Source organism: Ruegeria sp. CDSA020, assembly GCF_059612345.1.
Map to the genome: position 1 here is coordinate 352,560 of NZ_JBXWQK010000005.1, position 25,490 is coordinate 378,049.

At 54.9% G+C, this 25,490-nt stretch carries 25 protein-coding genes, 1 tRNA gene and 1 pseudogene; 16 read left to right on the forward strand and 11 right to left on the reverse strand.

The window, feature by feature from the left end:
* Positions 1 to 183 precede the first annotated feature (183 nt).
* The 3 genes from AC2FJW_RS11235 to AC2FJW_RS11245 all read right to left on the reverse strand — a co-directional run bounded on the left by AC2FJW_RS11235 (position 184) and on the right by AC2FJW_RS11245 (position 2,070).
* Positions 184 to 1,245: a YeeE/YedE family protein gene (locus AC2FJW_RS11235; RefSeq protein ID WP_496750098.1), complete on the reverse strand. Its 1,062-nt coding sequence runs from the start codon at positions 1,243 to 1,245 to the stop codon at positions 184 to 186.
* A 41-nt stretch (positions 1,246 to 1,286) separates the two neighbouring features.
* Entirely contained in the window at positions 1,287 to 1,595 is a 309-nt protein-coding gene (locus AC2FJW_RS11240; protein ID WP_142635976.1) for an ArsR/SmtB family transcription factor, read from the reverse strand.
* A 100-nt stretch (positions 1,596 to 1,695) separates the two neighbouring features.
* The gene (locus AC2FJW_RS11245) at positions 1,696 to 2,070 is read right to left on the reverse strand and encodes a hypothetical protein (protein ID WP_496696187.1); all 375 of its coding nucleotides are present in this window, start codon (positions 2,068 to 2,070) and stop codon (positions 1,696 to 1,698) included.
* An 80-nt stretch (positions 2,071 to 2,150) separates the two neighbouring features.
* On the opposite strand from AC2FJW_RS11245, the gene AC2FJW_RS11250 reads away from it, so the two are divergent.
* The 14 genes from AC2FJW_RS11250 (at position 2,151) to AC2FJW_RS11315 (ending at position 15,064) form a co-directional block, all read left to right on the forward strand.
* A complete protein-coding gene (locus AC2FJW_RS11250) occupies positions 2,151 to 2,891 on the forward strand; it encodes a cytochrome c biogenesis CcdA family protein (protein WP_496709885.1) in 741 nt (246 codons plus the stop codon).
* A 14-nt stretch (positions 2,892 to 2,905) separates the two neighbouring features.
* Positions 2,906 to 3,484, forward strand: coding sequence for a thioredoxin family protein (locus AC2FJW_RS11255; RefSeq protein WP_496750099.1), 579 nt, complete (start codon positions 2,906 to 2,908; stop codon positions 3,482 to 3,484).
* Positions 3,485 to 3,615: 131 nt separating this feature from the next.
* Positions 3,616 to 4,092, forward strand: a complete 477-nt coding sequence (gene soxX / locus AC2FJW_RS11260; RefSeq protein ID WP_142635844.1) for a sulfur oxidation c-type cytochrome SoxX — start codon at positions 3,616 to 3,618, stop codon at positions 4,090 to 4,092.
* 46 nt (positions 4,093 to 4,138) lie between these two features.
* The gene (soxY, locus tag AC2FJW_RS11265) at positions 4,139 to 4,555 is read left to right on the forward strand and encodes a thiosulfate oxidation carrier protein SoxY (protein ID WP_496696181.1); all 417 of its coding nucleotides are present in this window, start codon (positions 4,139 to 4,141) and stop codon (positions 4,553 to 4,555) included.
* Between the two features lie 34 nt (positions 4,556 to 4,589).
* Complete coding sequence (gene soxZ, locus AC2FJW_RS11270) at positions 4,590 to 4,919, forward strand: thiosulfate oxidation carrier complex protein SoxZ (protein ID WP_142635848.1); 330 nt, start codon at positions 4,590 to 4,592, stop codon at positions 4,917 to 4,919.
* A 70-nt stretch (positions 4,920 to 4,989) separates the two neighbouring features.
* Positions 4,990 to 5,835, forward strand: coding sequence for a sulfur oxidation c-type cytochrome SoxA (soxA, locus tag AC2FJW_RS11275; protein WP_142635850.1), 846 nt, complete (start codon positions 4,990 to 4,992; stop codon positions 5,833 to 5,835).
* An 87-nt stretch (positions 5,836 to 5,922) separates the two neighbouring features.
* Complete coding sequence (soxB, locus tag AC2FJW_RS11280) at positions 5,923 to 7,620, forward strand: thiosulfohydrolase SoxB (protein WP_496750100.1); 1,698 nt, start codon at positions 5,923 to 5,925, stop codon at positions 7,618 to 7,620.
* A gap of 24 nt (positions 7,621 to 7,644) precedes the next feature.
* A complete protein-coding gene (soxC, locus tag AC2FJW_RS11285) occupies positions 7,645 to 8,907 on the forward strand; it encodes a sulfite dehydrogenase (RefSeq protein WP_496676312.1) in 1,263 nt (420 codons plus the stop codon).
* The gene (locus AC2FJW_RS11290) at positions 8,891 to 10,216 is read left to right on the forward strand and encodes a c-type cytochrome (protein WP_496750101.1); all 1,326 of its coding nucleotides are present in this window, start codon (positions 8,891 to 8,893) and stop codon (positions 10,214 to 10,216) included. The genes soxC and AC2FJW_RS11290 overlap by 17 nt, the downstream gene beginning before the upstream one ends.
* A 2-nt stretch (positions 10,217 to 10,218) precedes the next feature.
* A complete protein-coding gene (locus AC2FJW_RS11295; protein ID WP_142635858.1) occupies positions 10,219 to 10,923 on the forward strand; it encodes a c-type cytochrome in 705 nt (234 codons plus the stop codon).
* Between the two features lie 27 nt (positions 10,924 to 10,950).
* Entirely contained in the window at positions 10,951 to 12,213 is a 1,263-nt protein-coding gene (locus AC2FJW_RS11300; RefSeq protein ID WP_496696171.1) for an FCSD flavin-binding domain-containing protein, read from the forward strand.
* Positions 12,214 to 12,293: 80 nt separating this feature from the next.
* Entirely contained in the window at positions 12,294 to 12,728 is a 435-nt protein-coding gene (locus AC2FJW_RS11305; RefSeq protein ID WP_496696169.1) for a DUF302 domain-containing protein, read from the forward strand.
* 1 nt (position 12,729) lies between these two features.
* Complete coding sequence (gene hemA / locus AC2FJW_RS11310) at positions 12,730 to 13,953, forward strand: 5-aminolevulinate synthase (protein ID WP_496750102.1); 1,224 nt, start codon at positions 12,730 to 12,732, stop codon at positions 13,951 to 13,953.
* A gap of 52 nt (positions 13,954 to 14,005) precedes the next feature.
* Positions 14,006 to 15,064 carry a YeeE/YedE family protein gene (locus tag AC2FJW_RS11315; RefSeq protein WP_496750103.1) on the forward strand — a complete coding sequence of 353 codons (1,059 nt, stop codon included), beginning with the start codon at positions 14,006 to 14,008 and terminating at the stop codon, positions 15,062 to 15,064.
* 1 nt (position 15,065) lies between these two features.
* Here the strand turns inward: AC2FJW_RS11315 and AC2FJW_RS11320 are convergent, their stop codons facing one another.
* From AC2FJW_RS11320 to AC2FJW_RS11355, 8 genes are all read right to left on the reverse strand, one after another.
* Positions 15,066 to 16,010 carry an MBL fold metallo-hydrolase gene (locus AC2FJW_RS11320; RefSeq protein WP_496750104.1) on the reverse strand — a complete coding sequence of 315 codons (945 nt, stop codon included), beginning with the start codon at positions 16,008 to 16,010 and terminating at the stop codon, positions 15,066 to 15,068.
* Positions 16,007 to 16,876, reverse strand: coding sequence for an MBL fold metallo-hydrolase (locus AC2FJW_RS11325; RefSeq protein ID WP_496750105.1), 870 nt, complete (start codon positions 16,874 to 16,876; stop codon positions 16,007 to 16,009). Before AC2FJW_RS11325 ends, AC2FJW_RS11320 begins: the two co-directional genes overlap by 4 nt.
* A gap of 398 nt (positions 16,877 to 17,274) precedes the next feature.
* Positions 17,275 to 17,351: transfer RNA gene (locus tag AC2FJW_RS11330), tRNA-Met, on the reverse strand.
* Between the two features lie 82 nt (positions 17,352 to 17,433).
* Positions 17,434 to 18,408: an alpha/beta fold hydrolase gene (locus AC2FJW_RS11335; RefSeq protein ID WP_496750106.1), complete on the reverse strand. Its 975-nt coding sequence runs from the start codon at positions 18,406 to 18,408 to the stop codon at positions 17,434 to 17,436.
* Between the two features lie 102 nt (positions 18,409 to 18,510).
* Positions 18,511 to 20,931, reverse strand: a complete 2,421-nt coding sequence (locus AC2FJW_RS11340; protein ID WP_496750107.1) for a GcvT family protein — start codon at positions 20,929 to 20,931, stop codon at positions 18,511 to 18,513.
* Between the two features lie 125 nt (positions 20,932 to 21,056).
* Positions 21,057 to 21,281, reverse strand: a complete 225-nt coding sequence (locus AC2FJW_RS11345) for a hypothetical protein (RefSeq protein WP_142635874.1) — start codon at positions 21,279 to 21,281, stop codon at positions 21,057 to 21,059.
* Positions 21,282 to 21,328: 47 nt separating this feature from the next.
* The gene (locus AC2FJW_RS11350) at positions 21,329 to 22,483 is read right to left on the reverse strand and encodes an aromatic ring-hydroxylating oxygenase subunit alpha (protein ID WP_496691671.1); all 1,155 of its coding nucleotides are present in this window, start codon (positions 22,481 to 22,483) and stop codon (positions 21,329 to 21,331) included.
* Positions 22,484 to 22,574: 91 nt separating this feature from the next.
* Positions 22,575 to 23,480: a LysR substrate-binding domain-containing protein gene (locus tag AC2FJW_RS11355; RefSeq protein WP_282021563.1), complete on the reverse strand. Its 906-nt coding sequence runs from the start codon at positions 23,478 to 23,480 to the stop codon at positions 22,575 to 22,577.
* Positions 23,481 to 23,623: 143 nt separating this feature from the next.
* Here AC2FJW_RS11355 and AC2FJW_RS11360 point away from each other — a divergent pair.
* Positions 23,624 to 23,773, forward strand: a pseudogene (locus AC2FJW_RS11360) (BCCT family transporter); the annotation flags it as partial.
* Between the two features lie 122 nt (positions 23,774 to 23,895).
* Complete coding sequence (locus tag AC2FJW_RS11365; protein WP_142635980.1) at positions 23,896 to 25,437, forward strand: trimethylamine methyltransferase family protein; 1,542 nt, start codon at positions 23,896 to 23,898, stop codon at positions 25,435 to 25,437.
* Positions 25,438 to 25,490 lie beyond the last annotated feature (53 nt).

Genomic DNA, 25,490 nt, shown 5'->3' on the forward strand with positions numbered 1-25,490 from the left:
AAGCCTTGGTATGTCCTTAGAAGCTAGATCGAGGACGAAGTCGGAAAGAGAGCGTTTTGGCTTGCTTTTGTGATAGCAGAGTCGCCAGCACCATCACAAATTAACCGGGTTTCTTTAGGTCTTGGTGCAGCGCATCAGCTGCACCGGTGCAAGCCCGGATTCCTACTGATTTGAACTGTGAACTCAACGCTCAGTTATGAAGGACAGTCCAGACACGAGCTGTCTCAATCCAAGTGCGGCACCTGCAAAGATTGCAGCGAATGTTACGGGCGCGCTGTAGGCCAGAAGTGAGAATGCAGATATACCTTGCCCGACGCTGCAACCAACCGCGATGATCGCACCTGGACCCATAATCGCAGCGCCCAGCATTTGTCGCTTGAGTTCCCGTGGATCTTCGCATGCTTCCCATCGGAAATGGCCCTTAGACCACGACCCCAGAAACGCGCCAATGAGAACGCCGGAGACTGATCCGACCGCAAAGGACAAAGTGTTTCCGGACGCAGTCATAAGGTAGAAAATAGTGTCACCCAGGGGTGCCGCGAAGGTATGGGTTTGCACCGGCTCACCATCGAAACCATGTGTCGCAACCCAATTCGTGCCAAGCCAGCCCGAAACGATTGCCAGTCCAACTACAGACCCCCAAAACACCTGTGCCGGAGTGCGGCGGAAGCGATGGCTTGCCAAAGCAAAAAACACCAAAGTAACACCGATAACAGAGCCAATGAGCCAAGCTGGAATAGAGGTCAACCGTTCGGCAAGAAAGCTAATGCTCTGGGGGCCATTGAGATCCATTTCCTCTGGAAATATCCATACCCGCAGATAGGCGAGGGGTCCGGACATTACGACGTAAGCGGAAAGACCCATGATCAAAACAATAACGAATGATCGAAGGTCACCACCTCCCAGCCTTGCCAGCGCGCCATAGCCGCAGTTACCGCAGATGGCCATTCCGTACCCGAACATGAGGCCCCCCACGATCGAACCGAGTGGGTTCCAGGTCTGCGCAAGATACCTTGTTCCGACAGGGTCAAGTCCCCCCAATGCCATAGCTGTGTGGCTGCCGACAATCGCAACACCGATTGCCATTGCCCACATGCGAAGCCGCCGGTCATCATCCGCGTAAAGGTAGTCTTCGATTGCACCCAACGTGCAAAAACGGCCGATGCGTGCGGCCAATCCCAATACGATGCCACCAATCAAACCGATCAGAGCAACGGTATTTGTGTCTCCCAATGCTTCGAGCATTGCCAGTCTCCTCCCAAAGCTGGCGGCTTTCTGACCGGCTTCTACTTCTCCCTGCAGAAAAGGTCGTAAACGACTTCCAGGATTTGGGTCGAACGATCATCAGCCAATCTGTAGTAGATCGTTTTCCCCTCGCGTCGTGTCTTCACCAAGCCCTCGAAGCGTAAGCGGGAGAGTTGTTGAGATACCGCGGCTTGACGCGCTGAGAGCATTTCCTCCATCTGCGTGACCGATTTTTCCCCTGACGACAGATAACACAAAATCATCAGGCGCCCCTCATGGCTGATTGCCTTGAGGAAATTTGACGCGGTCTGAGCATTCTCCATCATTCTGTCCATGTCTTCGGCGCACATGTCCTTGGAGAACACAGGCAGGTTCGAAGATTTGTCCAACAAGATCGCCTCGCTTTCATGGCTTCACGCATTCAAAACAGTTTATGTAATATACCGCAGTTTATCCAGAGGTCTCAATTAGTATCCCAGCGTCGCGCAGTAAAACGCCCAACACGCCCCAGAAAAAATCTTCTCCTGGATAGCCTTCGATTCGTCCGACCTCTCGGCCGTTGTCCAACAGAACAAAGGTTGGTGTGTAGTAGAGAGGCCGTTCCAATGTGATGTCGTCAGGCATGGCTGCGCGGATATCGACACGCCGAAGCGGTGCGGCATTTCCTTCAGGTGTCTTAGGGTAGATTTCTGAAATTTCGGAGTCCCAGCGGGCGCACCACATGCACCCATCTTCTTCTGCCATCAGAAGCGTCATTTCGGCCCGTAAAGCCACGGGAAAAACAAGCAACGTGATCGCAAACAAACGTAGGATTAGGTGGCGCATCCAAAGCTCCGATTGACCGCAGTGACATATCTTTATAATTTTGAATGTGTGAATGATAGCGCGCCAGGACAGGTTTGACCATGCTCGACATTACATTTGCAGGAGCTTTGGTCGCCGGACTTTTGTCCTTTCTGTCGCCTTGCATCCTGCCAATTGTGCCGTTCTACCTCAGTTATCTGGCGGGTGTCGGGATGGAGCAGATTTCTGCGACATCCGCCATTTCCGGCGAGGTTCGCCGCCGGGCAACGCTTGCTGCAATCGCATTTGCGGCTGGAATCATAACCATCTTTATGGCTCTCGGGGCCACGGCTTCGATATTTGGTCAGCTGGTACGAGAATACTTCGATATTCTGCGTTGGATTGCTGCAGCCATCATCATAGCGATGGGCCTGCATTTCCTGGGGTTAATTCGCATCGGGTTCCTGTATCGGCAGTTTCGTGCAGATATTGGCGAGACATCAAACGTGAGCCTCACTGGGGCATATGTACTTGGATTGGCATTTGCTTTCGGCTGGACGCCCTGTGTTGGGCCAGTGCTCGCTGCAATTCTGTTTACAGCGGCCGGAACTGAAACGGCTTGGCGGGGCGCGGGGCTTCTGTTCGTTTACGGGGTTGGAATGACAGCACCGTTTGTTCTGGCAGCCTTTTTGGTTCGCCCCTTCATGCAATGGATGGTGCGGTTCAGGAAGCACTTGCCGCAGATCGAAATGGCAATGGGGGGGCTATTGATCCTGTTCGGGGTCCTGATCGCAACCAACTCGATCAATCACATCGCACAATGGATGCTGGACTATATGCCCTGGCTTGCGGCCATTGGTTAATCCAGGAGGAAGACATGAAACGCACTTTGTCAGTTTTGATCGCATGCATGATAGGGGCTGCAGTCTCTGCTGCTGATTTGGGCGACGATGGATTGCATAAAACACCGTGGATGCGTGACACGTTCAAAGATCTTCGCGAGGATCTTGAAGAAGCGTCAGGTGAAGGTAAGCGGTTGGTTTTGTTCATTGAACAACGGGGCTGCATTTACTGTAAAAAGATGCACGAAGAGGTTTTCCCACAGCCCGACATGGCGGCGTTTATCGAAGAGAACTTTTTTGTCGTCCAGCTAGATTTGCATGGAAGCACCACTGCCACTGATTTTGACGGAGAAGAGAGTGAGCAAAGAGCGCTGATGCGCAAATGGGGGATTCTGTTTACCCCAACGCTTCTTTTTCTGCCGGAAGAGGTGCCCGAGGATGCCTCAGCCATCGATGCTGCCGTTGCTGTAATGCCGGGAGCATTCTCCAAGGGAACAACCTTAGACCTTTTCATCTGGGTCGATCAGAAGCGATATGAACTTGATAATGGCGAAGATTTCCAAAGGTATCACGCGCGGCGCATTCAGGAGCGAAACAATATTTCGCAGGAGTGAGATTGGGCGTTACAGATAAAAAAATTCATTATGATGAATTTGATGTTGCGATAAACCATGTTCGTCGACTACGGTGCACAAAGTCTTTGGGTCGCAAAGCGCCACAGGCGCGGTAGCAAATGGGAGGGATCATGAAGCTGAGACTCTTAACACTGGCATCCGCTATGATGGGCGTTGCCGCATTTGCCGAAGAGACAAGTCCGAAAGACGTACCCTATGACGACTATGGTGCAATCGAGGTCTCTCTGACCGATGTAAATGGGGACGCGGCAAACGGTGCACTCATCGTTGGCGACAAGTCCAAAGGTAATTGCGTGGCATGCCACGCGGTCTCAGCTTTGGCGGACATTCCGTTTCATGGTGAGGTTGGCCCGATGCTGGATGGCGCCGGTGATCGTTGGACCGAAGCAGAGCTTCGCGGTTTAGTCGCAAACGCAAAAATGACGTTCGAAGGCACGGTAATGCCGGCGTTCTACAAGGATGACGGTTATATCCGGCCAGGCGATGCCTATACGGGCAAAGCGCCAACGGCGCCTTTAACGACGATCCTGACTGCACAGGAAATCGAGGACGTGGTCGCGTTTCTAGCGACACTGAAAGAGGAATAATCTCGCCTTCTGGCGTGACTTTTCGAAGATTCAAAGGAGATTGAAAATGGAACTCTCTCGCCGCGAGACTCTGGCCCTTGGGCTGGGCGCCGCGTTCCTGACAATTATGCCGCTACGAGCGAATGCAGCTGCTGAAGATGCGATCACCGCATTTTCAGGCGGGGCAGATGTGGCTAATGGCGGTGTTACACTGACGGCACCAGAAATCGCGGAAAACGGAAACACCGTACCAATCGAAGTCAGTGCTCCGGGCGCAGCTGCAATTCTGATCGTGGCCGCAGGCAACCCCGAACCGGGCGTGGCAACGTTCAATTTCGGCCCACTGGCTGCTGAACAAGCCGCTTCAACCCGCATCCGTCTTGCCGGAACGCAGGATGTCATTGCCGTGGCGAAGATGGCAGATGGCAGTTTTGCCAAAGCGTCCGCGACCGTAAAAGTGACAATCGGCGGTTGCGGCGGTTAATCGCCACGCGCCCTGAAGAACAGGAGATTAACCAATGGCATCCGGTGTAAAGCCCCGCGTCAAGGTTCCAAAGACAGCCGCTGCTGGCGAAGCTGTTACGATCAAGACACTGATCAGCCACAAGATGGAAAGCGGCCAGCGCAAGGATAAAGAAGGCAACGTCATCCCGCGCTCGATCATCAACCGTTTCACCTGCGAGTTTAACGGAGAAATGGTGATTGATGTGACTATGGAGCCTGCGATTTCGACAAATCCGTACTTCCAGTTCGAAGCAACCGTGCCCGAGGCCGGTGAGTTTGTCTTCACCTGGTACGATGATGATGGCTCAGTTTACGACGAGAAGAAAACGATCGAGATCGCCTGACGGCTCGACCACTAAGGAAGGTTAGCGCTGGTTGTGATTTCTGGCGCTGGCCCACCAAGGGAGGAACGTAATGAATACCAAGGCACTTACGGCGATCGCGGCTGTTCTGGCTTTCCCAGTGGCAGCAATGGCTGGACCGGACGAAGATAATCTTGTGATAAATGACGAGCTGAATATGACCTCGGTCACCGAGGCCTCGGCGCATCTGGAGAATTTGGACACGATCTATTCGGGTTGGCATTTCCGCACAGATGAAACTCAGGCACTGCAGATTGATGATTTTGACAATCCGGCAATGATCTTCGTCGATCAGGCAGCCGACCTCTATGAGGCAGTTGATGGTGCTGCAGGTGAAAGTTGTGCCTCGTGCCATGATGGAGTGGAAAGCTTCAAAGGACTGCAGGCGTCCATGCCCAAGGTCGATGCTGAAAGCGGCGAGCTGGTGGTTATGGAAGATCTGATCAACAAATGCCGTACCGATCGCATGGAGGCCGATGCCTGGAAATGGTCAGGTGGTGACATGCAGGGTATGGTCGCATTGATCGGTCTGCAGTCACGCGGAATGCCCATGAACGTTGCTATTGATGGTGATGCCGCGCCATTCTGGGAACAGGGCAAGGAAATCTATTATACCCGCTACGGTCAGTTGGAACTGAGCTGCGCCAACTGTCATGAAGAAAACTGGGGCAATATGATCCGAGCGGATCACCTGAGCCAGGGTATGATAAATGGATTCCCTACCTATCGTTTGAAGCAGGCCAAACTGATCTCGCGCCACAATCGGTTCCGCGGTTGTATTCGCGATACGCGTGCGGAAACCTTTGCCGAAGGGTCGGACGAGTTCCGGGCACTGGAGCTCTATGTCGCTTCGCGTGGCAACGGGCTTTCAGTCGAAACCCCTGCAGTACGTCAATAACGAATGACCCGCCTGGGCAATGCCCGGAGCGGGTTTTTCACCTATATAACATTCACACATTTATATGTGTAATAGGAAAGCTGATAGATGATTTCTCGACGCGACTTCTTGCAGGTTTCAATGGCGGCCTCGGCTCTGTTCGGGGCGTCCGGGTTTGGCAACTGGGCCAGGCTTGCTGCGCAGCAAAGTCTAACGCAGGATCAACTGCTAGAGTTCGAGACCTTTGGCAATATCAGCCTGATTCATGTCACCGACATTCACGCGCAACTCAAACCAATTTATTTCCGTGAACCCGAAGTCAATCTTGGTATTGGCAATGCAAGAGGACAGATGCCGCATGTTACTGGCGCCGCGTTCCGCAAGGCATACGGGATAGAAGATGGAAGCCCGTCGGCCTATGCGCTGACCTATACTGATTTTGCGTCACTGGCCAAGACCTACGGTCGGGTGGGTGGCTTGGATCGGGTCTCAACTGTCATCAACGCCATTCGAGCGGACCGTCCTGATGCGTTGCTTCTTGACGGGGGTGATACTTGGCACGGTTCTTACACCTGCTATCAGACGGCCGGTCAGGACATGGTTAACGTCATGAATGCGCTGAAACCCGATGCGATGACTTTCCATTGGGAGTTTACGTTGGGCAGTGATCGGGTCAATGAGATTGTCGAAGGTTTGCCTTTTGCAGCCTTGGGGCAGAACATCTTTGATGCGGAATGGGATGAACCCGCAGAGATGTTCAAACCCTACAAGTTCTTTGACCGGGGCGGTTCCAAGATTGCGGTGATCGGACAGGCCTTCCCTTACATGCCTATTGCAAATCCGGGATGGATGTTCCCCGAATACTCGTTTGGGATCCGGGATGAGAACATGCAGGCAATGGTGGACGAAGTTCGCGATGCCGGCGCCGATGTCGTTGTCGTCCTAAGCCATAACGGCTTTGATGTGGACAAGAAGATGGCGGGTCGCGTTCAGGGGATAGACGTTATCCTCAGTGGCCACACCCATGACGCGCTGCCCGAGCCGGTTCTGGTGGGTAAAACGCATATCATCGCCTCTGGATCGAACGGCAAATTCGTCAGCCGTGTGGACCTCGACGTGCGGGATGGGCAGATGATGGGGCTAAAGCACAAGCTTATCCCGATTTTCTCTGATGTTATTGCACCAGATCCTGCGATCACTGCTCTGATAAATGATCAGCGCGCGCCTTATGAGGCGGCGCTGAGTGCGGTGATCGGCAAAACGGACTCGTTGCTGTACCGCCGCGGCAACTTCAACGGCACTTGGGATGACCTGATCTGCGATGCTCTGATCAATGAGCGTGAGGCAGATATCGCAATGTCGCCCGGCGTCCGTTGGGGGCCGTCAATCCTGCCGGGGCAGGAAATAACGCGCGAGGATATTTGGAACGTCACCTCGATGTCCTATCCGAACGCCTATCGCACAGAAATGACCGGGGAGTTCATCCATGTCATCCTGGAAGATGTCGGCGACAACCTGTTCAATCCCGACCCCTATTACCAGCAGGGTGGCGACATGGTCCGCGTTGGCGGGCTGGGTTATCGGATCGACGTAACCAAGCCGCAGGGGCAGAGGATCAGCGACATGACGCTGTTGAAAACCGGTGAGGCGATCGACCCGGCCAAGTCCTATGTCGTGGCCGGTTGGGCCAGCGTCAACGAAGGCACCGAGGGCCCGCCGATTTGGGATGTCGTCGAAAACCATGTTCGCAACCTTGGCACCGTAACGGTGCAAGAGAACACCAGTGTCGAAGTAATCGGCGCTTAAGAAACCGATGGAGACCTAAGAGATATGGATGACGCGTTCAAACCGTCCCGCCGGGCCTTCCTGAAAGGCAGTGCCGCGGTCGCCGCAGGATCCGTTGCAGGTGCGGCAGCGGCAGAAACACCCGACCCACTGATAACAGAGCTTCAGGATTGGGCATCTTATACGGGGGCAGGTGTTGATGAGACGCCTTATGGCATGCCGATCAGCTTTGAATCCCATGTCGTGCGCCGCAATGTGGAATGGTTGACCGCCTCTCCGATTTCGTCGATCAACTTCACGCCGATCCACGCGCTCGATGGTACGATCACTCCGCAGGGATGCGCCTTTGAGCGTCACCATTCAGGCGCGATCGAGCTGCGCAAGGAGGACTACCGCCTGATGATCAACGGGCTGGTTGATCGCCCGCTTGTCTTTACATACGAAGACATTGAGCGGTTCCCGCGCGAAAACCACGTGTATTTCTGCGAATGTGCGGCGAACACGGGTATGGAGTGGGCTGGTGCGCAACTCAACGGCGTCCAATTTACTCATGGCATGATTCACAACATGGAATACACCGGTGTTCCGCTGCGCACGCTGTTGCAGGAAGCAGGTGCCGACATCTCACCTGACAAATGGGTCTATGTTGAGGGCGCAGATGCGTCGTCCAATGGCCGCTCTATCCCGATGGAAAAAGCGCTGGATGACGTGTTGGTTGCATTCAAGGCGAATGGCGAAGCGCTGCGGATGGAGCATGGGTACCCTGTGCGTCTCGTGGTGCCGGGTTGGGAAGGCAACATGTGGGTCAAGTGGCTGCGCCGGATCGAGGTTGTCGATATGGCGGTCGAAAGCCGCGAAGAAACATCAAAATACACCGATGTTTACGTCGATGGCACGGCCCAGAAATGGACTTGGGTGATGGATGCTAAGTCTGTCATCACCTCACCCAGCCCGCAAATGCCGATCAAACACGGACCGGGTCCGCTGGTCATTTCCGGGCTTGCCTGGTCAGGCCACGGACAAATTACACGGGTCGATGTGTCAAAGGACGGTGGGATCACATGGGAGACAGCGCGTCTTGGTAAGCAGGGCGACACCAAGGCTCTTACACGTTTCTATCTCGATACGAACTGGGACGGGGCGCCAATGCTCTTGCAGGCCCGGGCAATAGACGAGACCGGTTATGTGCAACCAACCAAAGACCAGTTGCGTGAAAAGCGCGGAGAAAACTCGGTCTACCACAACAACTGTATCCAGACTTGGTACGTGAGCGCAGAAGGGATCGCCGAGAATGTTGAAGTCTCTTAGTCATGTTTTCCTGCCCGTATTTGGCGGTACGGCGTTGGTGCTTGCGGTAGCTGTGTCTTTCGCGAACCGGAACTACGGCCACTCGAAGATTGAGACATTGGAGACCCGGATAGGGCAGGTTGAGGCGCATGCAGCAGTTGCCCAGGAGAATGCGGAAGCAGAATCCAAACGAGCAGCCGAACTGGAGATCAAAGTCGAAGAAATCCAGGCAGCGGCGGCAGAACGGGTCGCCAATGGTGCGAACTTGACCGCATCCGCGCCCATCCGCGAGAGTAGCCTTGGGCTTGGGCGGTCGGCACTGAAGGAAGAGATCGCGGCCTGGGACGTTGACGTCTTGCCTGATGGGCGTGGCCTACCCGTAGGTTCAGGCGACGTCTGGACCGGAGAAGAGGTGTTTGTGGCTCGCTGTGCGTCGTGCCACGGTGAATTTGCCGAAGGTGCCGATAACTGGCCTGTTCTGGCCGGTGGGTTTGACACGCTTGCAGACGAAGATCCTGTAAAAACCGTTGGGTCATATTGGCCACATTTGTCGACTGCCTGGGATTACATTTCCCGCTCAATGCCCTTTGGTGAAGCGGGCACGCTGGCAGCGGATGAGACCTACGCAATTGTCGCATACATCCTCTACTCCAATGATTTGGTGGATGACGATTTCGAGCTAAACAACGAAAACTTCTCCGAGTTCAAAATGTACAATATGGACGGTTTCGTAGTCGATGTACGACCCGAGACCGAATACACTGAATGGCGCAAAGAGCCTTGCATGGAGAACTGCAAGGCAGAGACCGCCGTCACGATGCGTTCTGTTTTTCTGGTTGAGACTCCCGCGGAGGGTGGTTCGAACTCGGTCATGAATAATGCCAGCCCGGATGAGTTGCCGACGTTTTCGGCAGAAGGCCCCTCGTTCATTCCAACTGCAGCGCCAAAGCCTGATGAAGAGGCCGCAGCCATACCGGCCACTCAAGAAACCGAAGTGACAGACGAGGTTACAGAACTGGCTGCTGCCGGAGAGAAAGTCTTTAAGAAGTGTAAATCCTGCCATCAAATTGGTGAAGGTGCAAAGCACAGCACTGGGCCTGCTCTGAACGGGGTAATCGGAGCTAATGCTGGATCGGTCGAGGGCTTCAAATACTCCAAAGCGATGCAGGCGTCTGCGGAGGCAGGACTAGTCTGGACCGATGAAGAAATGACTGCCTTTCTTACGAAGCCCAAGGAATACATGAAAGGCACAAGGATGTCTTTTGCAGGTCTTAGAAAACAGGACGATATCGAAGCTTTGATCATCTATCTTAAGACGTTTGGAAGTTGACGATGCGTTGGTCGAACGCGCTTGTCTGTGCCGCGTTCTTTGGGGCTACTGCTTCATCGACCTACGCTGCAGAAGACCTTGGCGATGCTGAGGCAGGGAAAGCCGTGTTCGCCAAATGCAAAGGCTGTCATCAGGTTGGAAAGGGGGCCGAAAACAAAATCGGTCCGCATCTGAATGGGATTTTTGGGCGCAGGGCAGCTGGTCTGGATGGCTTTAGCTATTCCAAAAGCCTTGCGCGCGCGGGTAGCTCGGGTCTGGAGTGGCACGCTGACACACTGTCTGCGTACATCGAAAACCCACGTGCATTCGCGTCAGGCACCAGGATGAGTTTTGGTGGCCTGAAAGACCCGGAAGACCGCGCCAACGTGATCGCCTATTTGCGGGATTTTTCCGACAATCCTCAGGACATCCCAGAAGCGGACCCGACGGCGAAGGGCACGGATCATTCTATCGACCCCGCGATCTTGGCGATTCAAGGAGATCCGGAGTACGGCGCATATCTCAGCAGCGAATGTACAACGTGCCATCAGATCGACGGAGGCGATGAGGGCATTCCCTCGATCGTGTACTGGCCTGACGAAGACTTCGTGGTCGCCATGCACGCATATAAAGACAAACAGCGGCCACACCCGGTCATGCGAATGATTGCCGGACGGCTGAGCAATGACGAGATCGCGGCATTGGCTGCCTACTTCAATAATCCATAGTGACTGTGTCCAAGAGGAGGAAACGCGATGACGCTAAATAGACGAGTATTTCTTGGAGCCGCCGGGGTGGTAGCAGCCGGTTTATCGGCACCGATGGTGTTGGCGCAAGGCAAACCACGTGTGGTAATTGTCGGCGGCGGTGCGGGCGGTGCAACTGCTGCGCGCTACATCGCAAAAGACAGCAGGGGTGATATCGACGTAACGTTGATCGAGCCGTCGCGGACCTATTACACCTGTTTCTTCTCAAACCTGTATCTGGGAGGGTTTCAGGAGCTTTCGGACATTGCCCACAGCTATGGCACGCTTGCCGCGAACTACGGCATCAACGTGGTGCATGATTGGGCCACAGGGGTGGATCGCGATGCCAAGACGGTGTCCTTGGCAGGTGGCGGGTCTGTTCCATATGACAAGCTGATCCTGAGCCCGGGTATCGACTTTGTTGATGGTGCGGTCGAGGGCTGGGACGTCTCGGCGCAAAATAAAATGCCGCATGCGTACAAGGCTGGATCTCAGACTGAGCTTCTCAAGGCGCAGATCATGGCAATGCCCGAAGGCGGTACATTTGCAATGGTCGCGCCACCGAATCCGTACCGTTGCCCACCCGGACCGTATGAGCGGGTTTCAATGGTTGCGCATGTTCTGAAGGCGAACAACCCGACTGCAAAGATCATCGTTGCCGACCCGAAACCGAAGTTTTCCAAGATGTCATTGTTCCAAGAGGGTTGGGCCAACCACTACGAAGGAATGGTTGACTGGATCGGCGAAGATTTCGGTGGTGGCAATGTCGCCGTAAACCCGGATGCAATGACCGTTACTATCGACGGCGAAGAAACCAAGGTCGATGTCTGCAACGTGATCCCAGCGATGAAAGCCGGACGCATTGCGGAAATGGCAGGGGTGACCGATGGCAACTGGGCACCCGTGAACGCCGCGGATATGTCCTCCAAAGCCGACCTGGATATCTACGTTCTTGGTGACGCCAGCCAACAGGGTGACATGCCCAAATCCGGCTTCTCGGCCAACAGTCAGGCGAAAGTCTGTGCGAATGCCGTGCGAGGTGCGTTGACCGGGTCCAAAGTTTTTCCGGCCAAGTTCTCCAACACGTGCTGGTCGCTCATCGACACCGATGATGGTGTCAAGGTTGGCGCAACTTACGAAGCGACTCCCGAAAAGATTGCCAAAGTGGACGGCTTTATCAGCCAGACCGGCGAAGATGCGGACTTGAGAAGAGCAACTTATGAAGAGTCGCTGGGTTGGTACGCTGGTATCACTTCAGACATGTTCGGTTAAGGCATTCAGGGGCTTTGACTGGTGTCAAAGACCTTGATGAGCAATCTGAGAAGATGCGGCTCAAGAGGAGGATTAAAATCATGAAACACTTTATCGCTGTAGCCGCGTTTTCCACTGTTCTGGCGAGCCATGCGTTTGCGGAAGAGATCATCACTGCGCCATTTGACGGCAGTTTTGATGATGCAACCTTCGCCGTCGAGTCCGCGATTGTCGGACAGGGACTGGTCATCGACCATGTAAGCCACGTAGGCGACATGTTGAATCGCACGGGAGCTGATGTCGGCAGTGACAAGCAGATATTTGCGGCCGCAGACATCTTCATTTTCTGCTCGGCAAAAATATCGCGCGAGGTGATGGAAGCCGACCCTATGAATATCGGATTCTGCCCCTACGGGATTTTTGTAGCCGAGGACGACAGTGGCGTGATGGTGGGATATCGAGGCTACCCTGACGGGCCAATGCAAAAGGTTCAGACCCTGTTATCCGAGATCGTCGAAGAGGCCGTAGGGAATTGAAATGAACTATCAGCAGTTTTTTCGTGATCAACTGGACCAGCTTCGAGAGGAAGGGAACTATAGGGTCTTTGCGGATCTCGGAAGGCAGTGCGGTGCATTCCCGACCGCGCGCAATTACGCAGAAGACGGTCCCGAAAAAATCACTGTCTGGTGCTCAAATGATTATCTTGGCATGGGTCAACACCCCTGCATTCTTGCAGCAATGCACCAAGCGATTGATGAGTGTGGTGCCGGGGCGGGTGGTACGCGGAATATCTCTGGAACCACTCACGAGCACGTTTCGCTGGAACAGGAACTAGCCGACTTGCACTGCAAAGAGGCGGCATTGCTATTTACGTCCGGCTACGTTTCAAACTGGGCGGCTTTGGGAACTTTGGCCTCCCGCATTCCTGGTATCACCGTACTGTCAGACGAGTTGAACCATGCCTCGATGATTGAGGGAATTCGCCACAGCCGTTGTCAAAAGCGGATCTGGAAGCACAATGATATTGCAGACCTTGAAAGGCAGCTTGCTGACATACCAGCCAACGCACCAAAGCTCATCGCGTTCGAAAGCGTCTATTCCATGGATGGTGATATAGCGCCAGTTGCCGAGATCTGTGATCTGGCGGATCGCTATGGCGCGATGACCTATTTGGATGAGGTTCACGCCGTAGGGCTTTATGGACCGCGCGGCGGTGGCATCGCCGAACGTGAAGGCCTGATGGATCGCCTAACCGTTATCGAGGGGACATTAGGCAAAGCCTTCGGTGTCGTCGGTGGATACATCGCGGCGTCGAAAGAGCTTGTGGATTTCGTCCGGTCCTTTGCCAGCGGGTTTATCTTTACCACTGCATTGCCTCCGGCCGTAGCCGCAGGTGCGGCAGCCTCGGTTCGGCACCTGAAGCAAAGCAATGCGGAACGATATCTGCACCAGCAGCGAGTGCGCGAAGTTCGAGACAGGCTGGACGAACTGAGTATTCCCCATACTCCGAACCCAAGTCACATCATTCCGGTCATGGTCGGCGATCCGGTTAAGTGTCGCTTCATCTCTGATGTACTGATGCGTGACTATGGAATTTACATCCAGCCGATCAACTATCCAACCGTTCCCAAGGGAACGGAGCGTCTACGGATTACACCGTCGCCGGTGCATTCTACTGAAGACGTGGATCGACTGGTATCTGCATTGGGTGAGTTGTGGACGCAATGCCAGTTGGCGCGCAGGCCAATGGTCGCACAATGACAACTTGACCGAAGACAAGGATGCACACGCTACGAAGTGAGAGTTTCTGCTGATGGAGAGACTCATCGATCTGTTGGGAGACTCTGGTGCCTTGGCATTTGCCGGAGTGCTCGTCGGTATCTTGTTCGGCGTGACGGCTCAGAAGTCTCACTTTTGTTTAAGAGCGTCGGCAGTCGAAGTCGCCGAAGGCGAGCTAGGTCCCCGCTTGGCGGTTTGGCTGATCGCCTTCACCGCTGCGCTAGCCCTGGTACAGGCGCTTATCGCGTTTGAGTGGCTAGACCTTTCCGAGACCCGTGCAATCGCGTCGACAGGTAGCCTGAGCGGCGCGGTAATCGGTGGAGCGATGTTCGGCGCAGGCATGGTTCTGGCGCGTGGATGTGCATCTCGCCTTTTGGTATTAGCCTCCTGCGGTAATCTGCGCGCCCTGGTTACGGGATTGGTTTTGACCTTAGTGGCTCAAGCCGCCTATACCGGTGTTCTTAGTCCCGCCCGCGAGTTGCTGTCTGGTATCTGGGCTGTCCCAGGAGGCGCGCCGCGTGATCTTTCAGAAATACTTGGGTTCTCGCCAACGGTTTATACAGCCGTTGCAGCATTGGGATTGGTGTCGGCCATTGTCTTTGCGTCCCACCGGAAAGTCGCGCCTATAAGGATCATAGCGGCCGCAGGAGTTGGTCTGGCTGTGGCGCTCGGCTGGTTGATAACATTTGCCATCGCACAAACATCTTTTGAAGTCGTGCCTGTGTCTTCAGTCACGTTTACCGGACCGGCCACGGACACACTAATGGCGTTGGTTGCAAGTCGAAACGTTGTGTTGTCCTTCGGTATCGGCCTTGTCCCAGGCGTAGTAATTGGCGCGGCAGGCTCAGCCTTGACTGCAGGGGAGTGGAGGATCGAACGATTTGGCTCGGATACTCCGATGGAACGCTACCTCGTAGGGGCTGTTCTCATGGGGTTTGGGGCCATGCTGGCGGGAGGTTGCGCGGTGGGTGCCGGGCTTTCAGGAGGGTCCGCTCTGTCATTGACCGCATGGGTTGCCGTATTTTTCATGTGGGTCGGGGCGGTCAGCACGCATAGACTATTGATGCTAATCCCTGTTCCGCAACATTCCTGAGCTACTCGAATTCCATCTGTTCGAAAACGCGCCCTGCATTTTTCGTGGCCAGTTCTTCAAACGTGTCCAGGTTGGCATAAGGTGACTGATCGACGTAGTAAGCCTCAGCCAGATCACCTCCTGCATCCATATGCTCTTGAATTTTGCCACGCAGATATACCAGATAGTCGCGTGTATAGCGGCGCACCTGACCCATGTTCGTAGGATGGCCGTGTCCCGGTATAACATAAGTGGCATCTAAAGCCTCGAATTCGGTGTCCCAAGTTTCAAGCCAATCCGCTGTATAGGTGTCTTGAAAGATTGGCAGCATGCGTTCGTGAAACGCCATGTCGCCCGCAATGACAAGGCTTTGGTTCGGCAACCAGATCGAGATATCGCCGGGACTATGGGCAGGGCCGAGATACTTTGCCTCAATCCGGAATTCACCCATCTCAACCACGTACTCATCATCGAAAGTCTCGGTTGGGCCAGCCAGGAATGTTCCGTCTGCCTTGTCCTGATTGTATCGCTGCATTCCCTGCAGAATTTGCGGGCCATATTCCTCGAATTCAGCCGCTGCTTCTGAATGTGCGATGATCGGAATGCCGAGTTCTGACCAGTAAGCGTTGCCGAGCATCGCGTGCCCCTGGCCATTCTCGTTGAAGACAAGTCTGACCGGCTGATCCGTGATGGCCTGAATTTCCTTGTGAAGCGCTTCGGCAAGGACATAGGCTGCACCGCCGTTTATGACGACCACACCTTCACCGGTTACAATGAAACTGAGATTGTTGTTGTGACCAGAGTTTTCATAGGTCGGTGGGGCGGTTGCGCCAATGGCGGAATAGACGCCAGGGAAATACTCGACCGGTTTGGAATACAGCACGCTTTGCGGATATTGGTCTGCAATTTCCTCGCTTGCCCAAGCTGGTGCGGCTAGGGCCAAGGCAATCGCAAGCGTTCGTATCATGTTGGTTCTCCGATGAACTTATACGCAGAGCCAGTTTTTTCGACCCGGCCGATTCCACCATTCGGCAGGTGGAAGCCAATTATCTTCATTTGCTCGCGAGAAATCTGATCTAGCAGCAAACTACGAGTTGCTGCAGCTGTCTGTGGATCCTGATCCGTGCCACTGTGCCAATCAGGCCGTTCAAAAGCCACGTGTGGATTTCCCAACGCGTCGCCGACAATCATCACGGATTCACTGCCGCTGCGGATTTCAAACGCCATGTGGCCGGGTGTGTGCCCAAAGCTTGCACGGGCGGCAATGCCTGGAAGGATCTCTTGTCCGTCGTCAAAGAACGCCACCTGATCCTCAATTTCTGCCATCCGGCGCTTCGCGCCTACAGCGAACGCAGCGCGATCTTCTCCTATTGAATCTACCGTTGAAGGGTTCCACCAATAATCCCACTCTTTACGGCCAAAGTGATGCGTCGCGTTGGGGAAAAGCAGGTCGTCGAAGTCATCCAAAATGCCCCAGATGTGATCCGGGTGCGCATGGGTGAAAATCACGTGCGAAACGTCTTCGGGCGACAGGCCGATTGTTTCAACAGTTTCCATAAGTTTGCCAGACGTGGGCATGAAATCCGGCCCAGCACCGACATCGAATAGCACAGTGTTTTTACCATCACGATAGAGCGCCACGTTGCACTCTGGCTCGTACTTGGTCGCGTCCACTCGATTGCGATTCAGAAGCTGCTCGAGTTCTTCTTTCGGCATGGACCCAAAGACCATTTCCGGTGGCAACGACAGGTACCCGTCTGATACGGTTGAAATCCGAGCTGAAGAGCCGAGTTGCAACTCGGCCCTCACGATCCTGGATTGAGTACCAAGCATCCCAAGGCAAGCGGCGCTGTACAAGAAAGTGCGGCGAGAAAATGCATTTCCATCCATACACAATCAATAAAATGAATGTTATTATTTGTAAATGGAGAAAGAAAGGCTGTGTGTGCAAAGTTGCTTTCGTCTTGATCACTAAGAAGTCTACTCAACTTCTTCGGTACCGGCGGGTAAGTCAGCGATTACACCGGTGCCCCTGAGAGCCTGCATCTCAACTCTTGGAGCGAAATGGGACTGGTTTCGGCGTGTGGCGTTTCCCGCTTTTTCGTGACGATTCCCAGTTCTTTTTGAACACAAAATTCGTCTGCTGTTACCCAAAATGCCACCCAAACCATGTTTGCGGTACGAGAGAGCAACGCTGAGTTCACGTTTCTAACTGATATGTTATGGGAATTTGGTAGCGGAGGAGGGACTTGAACCCCCGACACGCGGATTATGATTCCGCTGCTCTAACCAACTGAGCTACTCCGCCATGAGTGAATGGCGATTTAAGGGAGGGGTTGGGGAGGGTCAAGAGGGAAATGGCGCCTTTGTTGGGAATATTTTAGCTGGGACTAATCCGAATTTGGCACAACCGTCGCCCTGAGTTCTGTATTTTGTACCACGCCGCGAATGAAGTTGTTGCAGATGTCCGGGACTGTCAGGGGGATCATATGGCCCTGCCCGTCGATCTGTTCAAAACTCAGACCAAACGCCTGCATTGATTCACCGTGTTGCTTGGCTGACAGGAGCGCATCCTGTGCTCCAAACAATATGGCGCCAGGCACTTTCAGGTCGCCATAACGGGCGACCTGCGTCGGCATGCTCTGTTCAATCCCGATCACATCCTGCGAGGCGCTGATAAACGCGGATGGACGCATCCCCAAAGCGCCGCCGGCGCGGTCCAGAAAGTCTTGGGGCGCGGGTTCTGGCGCAAAAACCGCGCTAAGGGTGTGTGGTGCGGTTTTTGCAGCCAGCGGGACGGCAATCGTGTTGCCGATCAGACTGCGCAGCCATTCTGTCCGGATTTCAAGCGGTTTGAACACGGCGGGCGGCCCGGGCATCGCCTGTGTGAGCGGAGCCAGCAGGGCCAGGGCCTTGATCTTGTCCGGGTAATCCAGCGCCATCGCCAGAGAAACCGCGCCACCCAGCGAATGGCCGACCAGAATTGGGTTGCTGACCCCCTTTGCCTCTAGAAATTCATGTATCATGCGGCCCTGTTCGGGCAACCGCCCAAGCTCTGCCGTCTCACGAGTTGAGTATCCGCAACCGGGGCGATCCACGGCAATGACGTGAAAATCCTCGGCCAGTTTATCCATCAAGGCGTAGGTGAAATGTTGCAATTGCCCGGCCAGCCCATGAATGAGCACAACCGTCTGATTGGAAGAGTCGCCCTTTTCCACATAGTGAATATCGCCGCCACGCACGGGAATGATCTCCCCCGGTTGCGGAACACGCATCCGGCCGTCACGGGTCAGCTTGCGTGTCCAAAGGTTCATCGCAACAAGAAACAGTGCAATGAACAGCGCAATAGTCAGTAAGATTGTCATCAGCCTATCCTCTGGATGGAGCAGATCAGATTACTGGCCGGATAGCGCCACAACCCGAAGGCAATGTCCACAGCTCGCTTTAAGGATCTAATGCGGACTGGGTTAGCCGCGCAAGATCGTCCCAGTTGGATCAAAGGGCGGTTCTTTCAGGATCGTTGCCCTATGCGGGCGCCCTAATACCATGACCTCGACCCTATCGCCTGCCTCGGCACCCGAAACATAGCCCAAGGCCAGCGACATACCCACGGAATAGCCATAAGCACCCGATGTCACCCGACCAATTCCGCGCCCGTCCATGAAAATGGGTTCGCCTCCGGTCGCGTCAGCGTTCGAAGCTGCGGTGTCGGCTTCGTCCAGATGCAGCAGGACAAGCTGCTCTCTGGCTGGAGAGGTCGTGGCAGTATTGGCGGCATCTTTGTTCAGGAACGATTTGTCGAATTTGCACAACCGGTCCAACCCGACCTCGTGTGGCCAGTATTCGGGGCTGTATTCGCGCCCCCAAGACCCATAGCCCTTTTCGATCCTCAGCGACATCAGTGCGCGGCTGCCAACTGGGCCTGCGCCGAACTCTTTTCCGGTCTCGATCAGCGCCTCATACAGGCGGAGCTGATCTTTCGTGGCGCAATGCACCTCCCAGCCCAGATCGCCGGTGAAGGAGACACGCAGCGCCAGGACCGCAATTCCGGCGATTTCGATCTGTTGCGAGCGCATAAAGGGGAAATCCTCGGGGCTGAGCGAGGTATTCGTAAGCCGTTGCAGGATTTTGCGCGATTTCGGGCCGGCCACGTTAAAGCCGCAAGTCTCTTCGGTGCGGCTTTCGAAACGGGTGCCATCGGGCAGAGGAACCTGTTTGAAGAACCGTTTGTGATAGCGCTCGGCCATGCCCGAGCCGATGATCCAGAATTCGTCGTCGGCCACGCGGGTCACGGTGAAATCGCCGGCAATACCTCCCCGTTTTGAGATCAGCGGGGTCAGGCAGGATCGACCAACCAATCTCGGCATGGAATTTGCGAATACGGCATTAAGCCAACCCTCGGCTCCCGGACCTTTGCAAACATATTTGGCAAAGTTTGAGATGTCGATGATCCCGGCCCGATCGCGCAGCATCCGGCATTCCGCGCCCACCGGTTCCCACCAGTTCTGGCGGGTGAATCCGTTGGTGTCCGTGGCGCCGGGCGCCTCTGCGAACCACAGCGGGTGTTCCCATCCGACATTCAGGCCAAAGACGGCACCCATGTCCTTTTGCCTGTCATAAATCGGGCGGATCCGGGCAGGGCGTCCTGCGCTGCGTTCTTCATTTGGGAAGTGGATGGCAAAGCGGTGTGCGTACTGATCCTGCACGCGGGCCTTGGTGAAATCTTTCGTAGCCCATGTGTCGAACCGCGCCATGTCCCAGGCGAACATGTCGTATTGGGTTTCGCCTTCGATGATCCACTGCGCCGCCATCAGGCCCATGCCACCCGATTGCGAGAATCCCGGGATAATGCCGTTGCAGCAGAAATAGCCGTCGACCTCGGGCACTGGCCCCATCAGAACGTTGGCATCCGGTGACCATATCATCGGTCCGTTGATGACCCGTTTGATCCCGGCGTCGCCCACGGCAGGTACGCGTTCGATGGCGTTCATCATATTCTCTTCGATCCGCTCCAGATCGTCGGGGAACAGATCATGTGCAAAGTCCAGGGGGGTGCCGTCCTCGGCCCAGAATTTCATATCCTTTTCATAAGCCCCCACCAAAAGGCCCTGACCTTCCTGTCGCAAATAGTACTCGCCATCGCGGTCACTGACCGAGGGCAGGCGGGTATCATGCGCCGCGACGTCAGCCATGGTTTCGGTGACAAAATACTGATGCTCGGTCGGTTGCAGGGGTAGCTCGATCCCGGCCAACATGGCAACTTCGCGGCCCCACAGACCGGCGGCATTCACAACCCACGGCGTTTGGATGTCCCCCTTAGGGGTGCGTACGATCCAGGTGCCGTCTTCTTGCTGATCTGTCGCAGTGACCGGCGTAAAGCGGTGGATTTCGGCCCCACGCTGGCGCGCGCCGACAGCGTAGGCGTTGGTGACCCCCGAGGGATCAACATTACCGCCATCAGGTTCGTACATGACACATCGGATGCCATCGTAATTGACCAGCGGGTTCAGACGCTGGGCCTCTTCGATGCTGATCTCATAGAAATTCATCCCGTACAGCTTGGCCTTGGCGGCCTGTAGCCTCAGCTGGTGTTCGCGCTCTTCGGTTTGGGCCAGATATAACGAGCCGGGCTGGAACACGCCGCAGCTTTGGCCGGTTTCAGCCTCAAGTTCTTTGTACAGCGTCATCGTATAGTGTTGGATGCGGCTGATATTGGTGCTGTCATGCAGTCCGTGTATGTTCGCCGCCGCGTGCCAGGTCGAGCCGGATGTCAGTTCATCCCGTTCCAACAGCACCACGTCTGACCACCCCGATTTGGTCAGGTGATACAGGATCGAGCACCCAATCACACCACCGCCGATTACCACTGCCTGTGCATTTGTCTTCATGAGTCTGTCATCCAAAATTTTGGTCTTGTCGTCATGTGTTACCAGTACTGAACCCAAGACAACGGGTTTAAATTTCACGTGGGATTGAACAGATATAAACCAAGGTTAGTCTCCGATGCCCACCACTATGCACGTCCATACTCGACCAGTCTGTGGTTCAATTCATCTGTTTCAGAGGCCCCGGCTTCCAGGGCGAATATAAAGGCGTGGGTCAGGTAAAAACAGGCCGCGTCGATATCTTGCACCGCTTCGCATTCATCTGCTGCAATAGTGTAATAGCGGACCAACGCGGCAGGATCATCATGATCATGCGCCTCAAGTAGCAAGCGATCCAGTTCTGTTCTGTCCATCGGGTCTCCGTCGCGTCTGGCCAGTCGTGCGTGGCCAGACAGCTGGTTCAGTCGGCGCGACCGCTTTCAATCTGCGTCGCAACCCAGTGATGGAAATTATGGGTCGGACCATCCATCACCGGAGAGAACCGACCGCCGTCGAACAACATTCCGTGCCGACCCTTTTGCATCCCTTCAACAACGAACACATCCTCTTCAAACACAGTTTTCCATTGCTGGGCGTTTGCCGCCCTCAGGCCATCATGTTCAGGTGTGTCTTCGATGCTTTTGGCATAATAAAGCTCGATATGCTCAACGGTATTTTCGTGATCAACCGGTTCCAGGACAATGGCAAAGGCATGGTCACGCTGCACACCCAAAAGAACATTTGGATACACGGCCACATACTCTGCGCCCTCATTCCATTGATCGCTTAGCCCGTCGAAATCGGCGAATGTGGTGCCGTCATGGTCAGTGAGTTGTCGATAGACCAGCGTGCCTTGACCGGAATAATGCCCGCGCATTTCGATGTTATAGTGATCTTCAAGTCGCGAATAACTGTTCAGGCCGGGATGCACCCAGGGCAGGTGATAGCTTTCGCAATAGTTCTCAACCGCCAGCTTCCAGTTGGTCTTGACCTCCAACTTGAACGAAGAGGCCTCACCGCCGTGATGTACTGGTTGATCAAACTCTTTCCAGCGTTCCAATAAGGCGGCGTGCGCCTCTTCGAATTCGGGTGCATTGCCGTCCACATTAACAAAGACCACGTCCCGCCAGACATAAGAGCGAATACGGATAAGGCCCAGAGATTTGCGATCCACGTCCTCATGGGTGTTGTGACCGGCGCCGCCAACATGTGGCGTCGCACGCAGCTCTCCCTTCAGGCTGTAGCACCAGCTGTGATAGGGGCAACGGATCGCGCCACTTATCTTGCGAGGGGTATCGACAAGGATCATCCCGCGGTGACGGCAGGTATTTTGAAATACGCCAACCTCACCATCCCGATCCCGCACGATTAGTAAAGGCATGCCTAGGAAATCGACCGGCATGGCATCGCCTTCCTCGGGCACGTCTTTGCCAAAGCCGATCCCGGACCAGTTGGCGTACAAAACCGATCTACGCTCTTCGGCGAAAAGTGCCGGGTCGATATAGTGTTCGTTTGGCAGGCCGTTTGCGACATTCACATCGACCAGAACGGAAGACAGCGCAGTATGCTTGTTCATCGGGCTCTCCTGCAGGTGTTGTTTGGTCTCTATTGGCGGATACGCTGGCATCCACTCAATATCAGAAAACCTCATCACAGAGTGATTTCACCTAAACCGAACCGTCCTGAACCTCTTGAATGATCCAATCTTTCAGCGCCCGGGCACTTTCGGACAAGTCTTCATCCGAGCGGCCAACCAGATAAAACTGGTTTGGAGCGATCTGGAGGTGGGGCCCGATTGCCACCAGCTTTCCCGATTGCAGCATGGGTTGGATCAATCGTTGCCATCCAAGAACCAACCCGGCCCCCTTACGCGCCCGCTGGAGGGCTACCGAATAGCTGTTCACACGAGAATCGATCGGAATGGTTCCCGTGTACCCGAGTTGTTGAAACCATTCGGGCCAAGTGGTCCAGCTGCGGTCTTCAGAGTCTAGATGTATCAGTCGTTCAGCGGCGAGATCTTCAAGGCTTGCACCGGCCAACCGATCCGCCACCTCTGGGCAGGCGACGGGGACCAGACAATCCCGAAACAGAGGAGTGTGCGAAAGGTCACCGTTGCCGTCCCGGCCGTAGCGAATAAAGAAATCGATATCCGGCCGATCCCGAAATGGTCGATCCTGTGAAAGCTGGTCAACATTTACTTCAGGCATTTCGCGCCAGAACCGGATTACCGATGGCGACAACCAAAGAGCAGCCACTGCAGTGGTTGATCCTACGGTTACCTTTTCGACGGTGGCACGGTCGCGGATTGTTGCCAGTGTTTTTGAGATGCGGGTAAACGAAGAAGCCAGCGCGTCATACAGCGCTTTGCCGTCTTCCGTCAGTTCGACCCCCCGGTGTTTGCGCTGGAACAAGGCGGTGCCAAGATCACCTTCCAACGCTTTGATCTGATGACTGACCGCGCCCGGCGTCACTGACAGTTCTTCAGCCGCATTCTTGAAGCTTAGATGGCGCGCAGCGGCTTCGAAGGCCGACAGCGTGGTGAGCGGCGGCAGATTATAGTGGCGTCTGGACATGACAGGTGTAGCCGTTGGTGGTCTTCAGGTTAATTATTCTCACTCAAATATTGGACTTTTTAAGATTGTGCACCAGAAGAAATTTTCAAAAACGATGATGTCGAGTGCCGGGTTTCCGATGCGTGCCGTCAAAATCAGGTAATGTTTCTGTGACGACCGGGTTTGGTGTCAGCCAGTTCATTGACGGTTCTTATGCCATCACGGACATGGAGTGGATCATGGATATGGGCGGAGATGATCCCGCGCCAAGCATGGTAGAACTGATACCAGGTCTGGTCGTCATCATGGGTCTGTAGATCATTTCGGCGGTTTCGGGTGTGGGTCGCTTCCTGCAAACATGTATCGCAATTAGTGAGGCTTGCTTTGACCAAATACCGCAATCTTTTGGGGAGGATTGGAGGATCGCCCTGTGAATATGCGTACCATGACCCGAACCGGTGGCCGCGCGGCCCGGCGCGCGCTGCGCTCTGCTCCGAATTTCGAGATGTTGCCCGGCCTGACCCGAGGCATCCCCCTATGCGAGGTGATGGATGGCAGCCAGATCGACCGGATCGACAGCGCCTCAATGGATATTCTCGAGAATGTCGGTGTTCAGTTTCGCGATGCAATCGCACTGGAGGATTGGAAAAAAGCTGGTGCAAAGGTCGAGGGCGAACTGGTCTATCTGGACCGGGGCCTGGTCCGAGAGCTGATCGCCACCATTCCCAGCACCTTCACTTATCATGCTCGCGATCCGAACAAGAACGTGCGACTGGGCGGACGGCACTCGATCTTTGTGCCGATGACCGGCGCGCCCTTTCTGCGCGATCTCGATGACGTGAGGCGCAATCCGACGCTCGATGATCTAGCAATGTTCCACAAACTAAGCCACATGCTGCCGGCGATGCATTCCTCGGCGCATCACATTGTCGAACCTTACGACCACCCGATCAGTCAGCGACATCTGCGGATTACCTATTCGTCGATGAAACATTCGGACAAGACGTTCATGGGTATGACCACCTCGCCCAGAAACGCCGAAGACGTCATTGAGATGTGTGCGATCCTGTTCGGGGAAGATTTCATTGAAGATCATCCGGTCACCACGGGCAACTGCAACGGAAACTCTCCGCTGGTCTGGGACGAAACGATGCTGGGCGCGATGCGGGCCTTTTCTCGCCGCAATCAGCCTGTGTTGTGCTCGCCCTTTGTTTTGGGCGGGGCCAATACGCCCGCATCGGTTCCCGCCACCGTGGCGCAATTGAACGCCGAAGCACTGAGCGCGCTGGCCTATACCCAAGTCATTCGCAAAGGTGCTCCGGCGATTTACGGGCACTACCTGTCGACGGTGTCGATGAAATCAGGTGCCCCGATGGCCGGCACGCCCGAGATCAGCCTGATGAACTTTATGATCGGGCAGATGGCCCGGTTCTACGACGTTCCATGGCGCACCTCGAACACGCTGGGTGGGGCCAAGACATTTGATGCGCAGGCCGGGTACGAATCCGCCACGACGCTGCAGGCGGTTCTTCATTCCGGTGCGAACTATATTTGGCATTCGGCTGGCTGGAATGAGGCTGGGATGCATTGTTCCACCGCCAAGTTCATTGTCGATGCTGAGCAATGTGCGATGGCTTATCGCATGGCAGAAGGCCCGCAATGGGATGATTTTGACCAAGCTCTTGCCGCCATTCCAGAGGTCGGTCCAGGCGGGCACTATCTGGGTCATCCGCACACGCAGGACAATTTTCAAACGGCGTTTTTCATGCCCGAGATGTTCGACAATAACTCGATTGAGCAGTGGGTGGCAGAAGGCGGGGTTGAGATCACTGAGCGCGCGTTGAAGCACGCGCGCAAGCTGCTGGCCGAATACCAGGAACCGACACTGGACGTGGCCAAAAACGAGGCCCTGCTGGACTATATTGCCCGGCGAGAACGGGAAATTCCCGCCGCTGACGAGCTGAACCAAACCTATTAAAGATTTCGCCTTGGACCTATCCCGACTGCATTGTCGGGTGGGTTTCCATTTAG